Source organism: Psychrobacter sp. ENNN9_III, from assembly GCF_001462175.1.
In the GTDB taxonomy this organism is placed as follows: Bacteria; Pseudomonadota; Gammaproteobacteria; order Pseudomonadales; family Moraxellaceae; genus Psychrobacter.
Genome location: NZ_LNUO01000144.1, coordinates 1 through 8,856, shown reverse-complemented (window position 1 = coordinate 8,856; position 8,856 = coordinate 1). Strand labels below are relative to the sequence as shown.

3 protein-coding genes are annotated in these 8,856 nt (G+C 42.5%); 1 reads left to right on the top strand and 2 read right to left on the bottom strand.

Annotated elements, in window-relative coordinates; translation table 11 throughout:
- Positions 1-60: 60 nt before the first annotated feature.
- Positions 61-216 (bottom strand): 50S ribosomal protein L33, encoded by a 156-nt coding sequence (gene rpmG / locus PENNN9_RS08970; RefSeq protein WP_010201403.1) that lies wholly within the window; start codon positions 214-216, stop codon positions 61-63.
- A gap of 39 nt (positions 217-255) precedes the next feature.
- Entirely contained in the window at positions 256-492 is a 237-nt protein-coding gene (rpmB, locus tag PENNN9_RS08965; RefSeq protein WP_058369357.1) for a 50S ribosomal protein L28, read from the bottom strand.
- A gap of 488 nt (positions 493-980) precedes the next feature.
- On the opposite strand from rpmB, the gene PENNN9_RS08960 reads away from it, so the two are divergent.
- Entirely contained in the window at positions 981-8,798 is a 7,818-nt protein-coding gene (locus PENNN9_RS08960; protein ID WP_058369356.1) for an Ig-like domain-containing protein, read from the top strand.
- The last annotated feature ends 58 nt before the right edge of the window (positions 8,799-8,856 follow it).

Below are 8,856 nucleotides of genomic sequence, written 5' to 3'. Positions count from 1 at the left end.
TGAACGCCCACGACTGGCCAATAAACCCTTTTTTGTTTTCAAATAATAAAGTAATCGTTATTACTTGATTTTTGCTTCTTTAAAGATCACGTGCTGGCGTACTTTAGGATCAAACTTTTTGATCTCCATTTTGCCAGGCATTGTACGCTTGTTTTTGGTGGTAGTGTAGTAATAACCAGTACCAGCAGTCGATACCAACTTGATTTTATCTCTCATGATAGCTTTCCTTTAAATGGTGGTCTACAAGCGCGTGGCTTAAACTTTTTGACCTTGTGCGCGTAGATCCGCTAACACTTTATCAATACCAAGCTTGTCAATAATGCGCATACCTTTGGTAGATACACGTAGACGGACAAAACGGTTTTCAGATTCTACCCAAAAACGGTGATTTTGAAGGTTTGGTAGAAAGCGACGACGGGTTTTGTTGTTTGCATGCGAAACATTATTACCCACCATAGGGCGCTTTCCAGTCACTTGGCAAACTCTAGACATGGCGAACTCCTAATCTATGAGGTATGAGATATTCTCATACCAGTCTGGGCAAGTTGCGCGTATTTGCGGCATGGACACAGCAAGCAGCAGCTTTGCACCAAACAAAACTATATGAAGGTTGAGCTGGTTTTACTGTCATATAAAGGCAAATAACAGAGTGACCAATTCAGAAAATTTTAAAGCCGACATTTATACCATAAAATCAGTGAATACTCAAATTATTTTACGATAAACATCGTCTTATAGAAGCGTCATTATACCTTGAATTGACACTGCTATGTGATTGATTACTTAACTTATAGGTATAATTTTTAGTTGTAAGTTACAACAAAAGTCAGTAAGGTTACCGTTATAATTTTAATACATTATATATATAGAGTAAACAGAATGTAACTTTATCTATTTTTATTATGCATTTATAGATTGGGTACGATTCTTGCTTGTATTTTTGAACATATCATAGCTGATTCGGATTCGGAGTCCAAAACATGTCACATAGCTCGCTACCTTTTACTTCTAAGCTGTTTCAACTTACTTCTTTGACTTGTGCATTGGCATTAGCAGGATGTGGCGGGGGCGGCGATAGTGACACAGTAGATTCTGTTGCGCCTGCACCTGATTTAGGTATTGAGCAGCCAGGCTCAGGTGGTAGTAACGGGGGTAATAATAATGGTGGTAGTGATAATGGTGGTGAGCAGGTATCTACAGAGGATTTTAGTTTACAAAAACTTTATACTGTCCCTACAAACATAAAGCTTACAGATGAACCTGTCATTTTTAATGTAACTGTAAAAGCGGTCGAAAACATATCTGGCGGCGCGGCTATCGATAAGGCAGTCAGTCTAAGTATTGATGACTCACTAAATACTGGTGTTACCATTGAAGGGTCTAGCACTCAGACTACTGATGACAAAGGTGTGGCGACCTATGAGTTAAAGCTTAACCCGCTGGTACTTGATGAGACGCAAAAAGCAAATCTAATCAAAAATGGTTTTAGCTTAAAAGCAACGGCTAAACAGCCGTCAAATGGCGCAACCATCAATCAAGTGTTGACCGTCCGCATCAGTAAAGAAGGCAGTGGTGATGGCACTCAAACAGTAGTCAGTACTCTTGTTATCGACAATCGACTTCAAACAAGTTCAGTATCTAATAACAAGCTAAATCCTTACGGTGATACGGCTCAATTTAGCATTATTCTCAAAAATGCGGATGGCGCACGGGCTGCAGACGTACAGGTCGGTATGGGAATTAATGATATCAAAGGGGTTGCTATTGTCGGAAGTAACAAAACCACTGATAGCAATGGTATGGCTACCTTTGACATTATTGTTGATAAAGGGTTATCAAAGGCTGATCGTGAGGCGCTATTACAAGGCGTGGTTTATGCTATCAATATCGTAGAAAAAAATGGTGCGACTAAAAAAGTCTCAGGCACATTGCCGGTTGCGATTCCTACCTCAGACTATAAGCTGACAGTATCTGGAAACGCCAGCGCACTTAACGCTTATGGTGACAGTCAAACGATCACTATTAATGCAACCGCGATTAACGACAAAGTTCCAACGAACATTGCTGGGGCAAAAGCCTCTATTAAGCTCAATAGCGATATAAAGGGTGTCAGTTTAAGTACTGAGGCGCTTACTTTTGATGCTAAAGGCCAAGCAGTAGTTGATATTATTGTAGCGCCAACGCTGAGTGATGCGGAGCGTACCAAGCTTGCTAAAGAGGGTCTCAGCTATACGATTACCTTGTCTGAGCCAAATAACTCTAAAACAGTAAAAGAGGGTAAGAGCAGCGTTGAGATACCTGCTGCCAAATATCAAATCAAAGCAGCTAACACCAGTAAAACGAGAATATCAAGTTTTGGTAGTAGCGTGGATATCAGCTTTCGCGTCAATGATAAAGACGGTGGCGCAGTAGCTGGTGAAAAAGTCACAGTAAACTTGCCTGCTGCACTGACCGCAAAGGGGCTATTGAGCTTAGACAGCGCAGCCACGCAAACTACTGATAATAAAGGTGTGGTCAGCTATACCGTCAGTATTCCAAAAGGATTATCAGAAAGTAATCGTGCGATTTTAGAAAGCGCAGGTAGTTTTGTACTGTCTGCCAAGGCCGTTGAAGCATCAGGTGCTAGCAGTAAGATAGATAGTGCTCGCGTACAGATTACCGCTGAAAGTGAGACGATCTTAGATGCAAAAAGCATTCCTAGAGCTATTAATGTACTCAAAAACAGCTTTAGTATTCAGGTGGCCGCTAAGCGCCCTGACGGTAGTGCGGCAAATGACAAAGAGGTTAAGCTTACTATTACAAATGTACCAGGCGTGAGCATTGCCGGCAGTAAGCAGATTACCAATACTGCAGGTGTCGCTGAATTCACAGTAAATATTCAAGATTTAACGGATACTCAGCGTAACAACCTAGTCAAAAACGGCATTCCTTATACCGTTACTTTGACAGATGATGATGGTATTACTAGCGAAACTTATAATGCATCGGTCATCATGCCTGTCGCCGAATATAAAATAAACGCAGGCACAGCAAGCAAAAACAAACTACTCAGTACTGGCGGTGAAACTACCATCAGCTTCCGTGTTAATGATAAAACTGGTGGTATCGTGGCAGGACAGCAAGTGACCGCGAGCTTGCCCAGTACCTTAACGCAAAAAGGGTTAGTCACACTTACTAGCGCCGCCAATCAAACGACAGATGCTCAAGGTGTCGTTAACTATACTGTGCGCATCCCTGAAGGGTTGTCCGTTGATCAGCGTAAAGCTATTGAAAACAGTGGGTTTTCATTAACCGCAAGCCTGACAGAAACATCAGGTGTAAGCGTTAAAGCCAACAGTGAAAAAATTACTGTTAATGCGGATCCGACTAGGAGTGATATCGTCGTCAGCGCCAGCACTATGCCAAGCGTGGTCAATGTGTTGAAAGACAGCTTCAGTATACAAGTGGCAGCCAAACTGCCAAATGGCAATGCGGCAACCAATAAACCTGTTGAACTGAGTATCGAGGGTATTAAAGACATTAGCATTGCTGGTAACCAACAAACGACAGATGGGTCGGGTAATGCTACATTTATCGTCAATATTGATCCAAGTCTAAGCTTAGCTGAGCGCCGCACTATCGCTGCTAGTAACATCGATTATCAAGTTGTATTAACAGATAACGACAGCCGTGCTATCGAATCTTTCACTGCTGAAGCTGATGTACCAGCCGCTCAATACAAAGTTAGCTTTGGCCAAATGAGTAGTGATAAGCTGTCAAGCTCAGGTGGTAGTACGACCATCAGCTTTCGTGTCAATGACAAAAACGGTGGCGTAATAGCAAATCAAATAGTTAAGGCAAGCCTACCAGCTGCTTTGGTGAATGCTGGTGTAATTACTCTAGATGACGCTACAAACCAGACTACTGACGCTAAAGGCATGGTCAGTTTCAATGTACGTGTACCGACCAATCTGAACCAAGCACAAAAAACACTGATTGAGAACAACAGTGGCTTTGCACTAAATGTCGCAGCTGTAGAGGCTACAGGAGCCACAAGCACTGCGAGTGTTGCCATTAGTGTCACTGATAAGGTACAGGCCAGTCAAACGACACTCGCTGTCACCACCAATCCTGCGCCAATCAATATTTTAAAAGACAGCTTTAGCATTCAAGTCTCAGGGACACGTAACGATGGTAGCGCTGCTGCAGACAAAGTGGCCAGATTAACGATTAATAACGCCTCAAAGCTCACAATACAGAACAGTGAACAAAAAACAGATGCAAAAGGTGTAACCACATTTACCGTAAATATTAGTCCTACGATGAGTGAGGCTGAACGTCAAGCATTGGTCAAATCTGATCTTAGCTACACCGTGAGCCTCACTGATATTGATGGTGTAGTCTCTAGTAAATATAATGCACCAGTCATCATTCCAGCCGCCCAGTACCAGCTAAGCTTTGGTACTCTAACCAACAAGCAACTATCAAGCTCAGGTGGTAGCACTACTATCAGCTTCCGCATTAATGATAAAAATGGTGGAGTAATTGCAAACCAGCCAGTGACAGCAAGCTTGCCTGACAATCTAGTTGGACTCTTAAGCTTAGACAGTAGCGCCACCAAATTAACCAACAATCAGGGTGAAGTCAGCTTTACCGTTCGCGTGCCAGCAGGATTGAGCACTGATCAAAAAGCAAAAATTGAAAAAGTTGGGTCGTTTGTGCTCACCGCGATGACCGTCGAAGACTCCGGTGCTAAGAGTGTTGTGACAAGCAGCCTGATTACACTTAGCGATGAAGTAGGTCAAAGTGAGATTCAGCTTGTTGATAATAGCACCCAACCTGTGCTCACCACTGATAAGCAGTTTGTAGTCGATATCACGGGTAAGTATCCTGATAGTAGTGCTGCTTTAAATAGAATCGTCAAGCTTAAGATCGACCAGCCTGCACTGTTTACAATCATTGATGCTGAGCAGAGCACGGATAACGCAGGCCGTGTATCGTTTACTGTAAATATAAAAGATAACCTTAGTGAAGATGAGCAAAATGTACTTGCCAAATCAAATATCAACTATACTGCCACCATTATTGATGTTGATGGTACCCAAGCTACGTTGTCTGGCAAGATTCAGGTAGAAAAGCCTACCACTACATTAGATTTTGCCTCTATCCTTACCCCAAGCATCAGTGAGTTTGGTGGTGAGGGCGTTATTAAAGTTAAGCTATTAAGTAACAAAAGCAATAGCGCTGTACAAAACCAAGAAGTCAGTATCTTACTTGGTAAAAAAGCTCAGGATTATGGCGTTACTGTTAGTTCAGACAGTAACACTACTGACTTTAATGGTGAAACCACCTTTATCGTCACTATCCCTGAAGGTTTGAGCTATGAGAAGCGTGAAGAGCTCAAGAAGGTCGGTATCAATTACCAGCTATCTTATATCGAAAAAGGTGAAACGTATACGTCTGATATTAAAAACGTCATCATTACTACGCCAACTGTAGATTTAACTGTTCTAAATAATCCAAATCTGATTAACAATCGTCCGTTTTATACTTTAAATGGTGAAGGCGATACGGCGGTTGTGAATGTTGGTATTAGTACGCAAACCACCAACGTTGCAATCAGTGGTCAGCCTATGACCATTGATTTTGCTGACAAAGCATTAGCAGCGCTATTAACCGTTAATGGTAAGTCGGGTGATAACCTCACTTCAATGACCACTGACGATAATGGTAACGTTAGCTTTGAGATAGTTGTTCCTAATAACCTAACTGATGAAGAAAAAGCAGCTCTTAAAGATAAAAAACTGACAGCAACATTACGAGAAACTTTAACTGATAAAACGCAAGAAGTTCAGTTTAATGTCCAATCAACCAAAGCGGCGATCGATCTGATTGATTTAACGCCTACGCCACTCAACCTAAACGGTGGTCAAACACAGGTAGAAGTCATTGCCAAAGACAGTCAAGACAATGTGATTGCGGGACAAAAAGTTTTCCTAGCACTCCCTGCTGCGATTGCAGAGCAAGGCGTGCGTCTGGTCAGTGGTAAAGAGCAGGTCACTAATAATTCAGGGGTGGCCAGTTATACCCTTGCTGTGCCAGCAGGGCTGACAGAGGAACAGAAAAAAGCCATCGGCTCAAGCTTTTTTGTCGCTTTTTCAGCGGCGGATAAAAATGGCAATATCGCCACCAAAACCAGCACCGTCACCACCACCACGCCTAGTAGTGCTACGGGTACGACAGAAAATATCACTATCGGCGCAAACAAGGTAGTTAGTACCAAAGGTGATACCTTTAAAGTCTTTGTACGAGCGACAGATAATGATGAGGCTATTGGTAACCGTGAAGTACGCTTAAATGTTGATAATCCGCTCCAAACTGGCGTTACAGTGACCAATGGTACGGCTACCACTAATAGCGACGGTGTGGCAACATTTGACCTCAAACTTGAGCCTGGCGCTAACGTCAATCAAGCGATTTTAGAGGCAGGCATCAAGGTCACAGCGAAAACTAAAACGTCTGGTGGCTTTGATATTGAGTCAGACTATATTGTACCTGTAGATACCGCGACCATTGATGAGTATCAAATCCTTGTCAGCTCTGATAAGTCCACGCTAACTACTGGTGGAGATCAAACCAATGCCACCTTCCGCGTGACTGACAGCAAAGGCGGCATCTTAACGGGCGTTCCTGTGCAGCTGGCTATTACCAATCTAGCGGCAAGTGGAGCGGCACTTACGACACCAAGCATGGTAACCACTGATGCGAATGGTCAAATAGATGTCGGCGTACTTTTAGCCGCAGGCAGCATTAATGCGCGCCTAAATCACACTATTGATATTGAAGCCAAGATAGTTACCCCTGAATATGATGCTAATGGTGATGTCACACTGACTACCCGTGAAAGTAAAACACTAAGCCTATCAGCCGTGGGTACGAAGATTGGTATTGAAGCGAGCAACACTAAGCTGCAAGATAGTGAGGCAATTACCATCACTACCACACTCGTTGATGGTGCAGGGCAGACGATTGGTAATGCAGCAATGCAGCTGATTGACGCGAATGGTGATTTGATTGTACCAACGGCAATAGCGACTACTGGTAACGATGGTCAGGCAACGTTTGAAGTCAAAGAAGATCAGCTTACCTTTGACAATAATGGTAACTTACAAGTGTTTACCCGCGCCGTTGGTGAGGACAGTATCAATACCCAGCGTAGTATCAATAGCATTGATCTGGTCAAGGTTTCCCAAGCGGGTATCAGCTTTATCGATATCCAAGATGTTTATGACGTTAATAAGCCGCAACTTATCAATATACAGATCCGTACAGACTCTGCTAGTGAAGCAGATGATCTACTTGGCAAAAATGTTGAGATACAAACCACTATCGGTAAGTTTAACAATAACGATGTTATTACTACTAAGGCAATTGCGCCAAATAATATTACTGGTAATATCATTACGGTACCTGTAACACTGACATCTGAGCTTGCTGGCATAGCGGTACTACAAGCTAAAATATTAGGCGTAACTTTACAAAACGGTGAGCCGCGCTATCAGACCACCGTCGATACACGCTTCCGTGCTACGACACCTGCGAAAATGCTATTCCAAGCAGTCAAATCGGTCATCACTCCTGGCACCAGCACCGAAGTGGTAGCGACAGTCAAAGACAAAAATGATGTGCCAGTAGAAGGGCAAACCGTCGTATTTAGCCGTGCGGCAGACTCATCAGCAGGTCGTTTATCGGCGGCTACAGCGATAACAGACAGTAAAGGTGAAGCCCGTGTCGTCTATCAAGCCAATGCCAGTTCGCCTATCGGTGGTGTGATTATCAACGCACGTTTACTACAAGATGATGCCAATATCGGTAGCAAGACCAGCAATATTACCGTCTCAGAAGAAGCTGTATATACCACGTTAGCATTCTCTAGTAAGTTATCTTCTGATGATATTTACTATACGGTACGTGGTTCGATATCTGTCATGGATGGCTCAGGACGCGCGGTGTCAAATCAGGAGGTGTCAATTAAGTCTTATGCGACGGAATATGCACAAGGTGTATATTGTTTACTAGATAGTACAACTACTTATCAAGCTGCTGATATTGATGAGCTTGACGAGTTTGGTAACGTGATAAAGACCACCACACCAGAACCGAAAGTCTTCTCTGAAAAAACACCAGTACCGTTAAAGTCTGATTGGTATCCTACGGAAGATGCTAATTACAACTACACGCTAGATCAAGATTCTGATCCTACATTAAACGAAGATAAGAATTCTAGTGGTAAGCTTGAAGCTATTAATCCAGTGACTATTCTTGGTAACAAAGTTTCAGAGGATGGCTATTCATTTATCACAAATGATGAAGGTCGCGCTGACTTTGAGATTCGCTACCCGTTACGTTATTCAAATTGGGTGAAGGTACGTTTTGATGCTTCCACCTTTGTAAATGGTAGTGAAAATACTCAAAGTATCAACTACCAATTACCAACTTCAGTCGATGACTTGATAATAAATGATACTACTTTAATAACTCCTTGGATTGATAATGCAAGTCCGTTTGGTACTGGTGGTGCTACATGTACAAATAGCCTAAATGTTACAATCAATGAGAATACGCCACGTACTAGAGTTATTTTGTCGCCATATTCACCAAACTATAATGTGACTATAGACGGTAAGTCATCGAGTAATCAGGCAGAGGTAGGGTTTAATACATATATCATAGACTTCAACAAAGCGTTTGAACTTGGCTCGACGGCTACTGTAAGCAATAATGGTTTCGGTTTCTCTAAAGTTATCAAAGTTGAGTAATGTTTCATAATTTCTATTTAAAAAACTAATATTTAATAAAAACCCCCAAGTTGGGGTT